The organism is Leifsonia sp. KNZ12-8B (assembly GCF_056755495.1).
Window position 1 is genome coordinate 1 of sequence record NZ_JBPGXM010000259.1, and the last position, 543, is coordinate 543.

Genomic DNA, 543 nt, shown 5'->3' on the forward strand with positions numbered 1-543 from the left:
CCCCCCCCACACCCCAAAAAAAAAACCCCGCCCCCCCCCCCCTTCTTTTTTTTTTTTTTCGGCGGCGCGGCCGCCCCGCGGCCCGGCGGGCCGGGGTCAGGTCAGGCCGAGGCGGTGGAGGGTGTGCTGCTCGGAGTGGCCGGGGTCGGTCTCGATCTCGTCGACGGCGATCGGGATGCTCGGGCCGACCGCCAGCCACACGAAGCCGTCGCGGTGCACCAGCGGCACGAGGTCCGTGGTGCCGTCGCGCAGCAGCGTGCGCACCCGCTTCAGCAGCGCGTACCCCTCGGCGGGCCGGGTCACGTACGTCTTCCGGCGATAGTGGACGACGTGCGCGACCGTCTTCGCGCTCGCTCCCACGCCGTCGGCGGTCGGGGCGGAGGGGGAGTCGGCGGCGGTGGTGTCGGTCATGCTCCGCACGGTACGCCTCCCGCTAGCCTCGTGGGATGCCCACGTCCCCCGACCCCGACCCCGCCCTGCTCGACCTCCTGGCCGACCGCGGCTGGCCGGCGATCGAGCGCGAGGAGCTCGGCGGCTGGGTGC

1 protein-coding gene is annotated in these 543 nt (G+C 73.7%); it reads right to left on the reverse strand.

What is annotated here, in order from left to right; genetic code table 11:
- Positions 1-96: 96 nt before the first annotated feature.
- Entirely contained in the window at positions 97-411 is a 315-nt protein-coding gene (locus tag ACR9ZG_RS18935; RefSeq protein WP_481286389.1) for a hypothetical protein, read from the reverse strand.
- Between the last annotated feature and the right edge of the window lie 132 nt (positions 412-543).

What these genes read in the sequence shown, in the direction of transcription:
- ACR9ZG_RS18935 (WP_481286389.1), bottom strand. Translation starts at nt 411, where the DNA reads ATGACCGACACCACCGCCGCCGACTCCCCCTCCGCCCCGACCGCCGAC.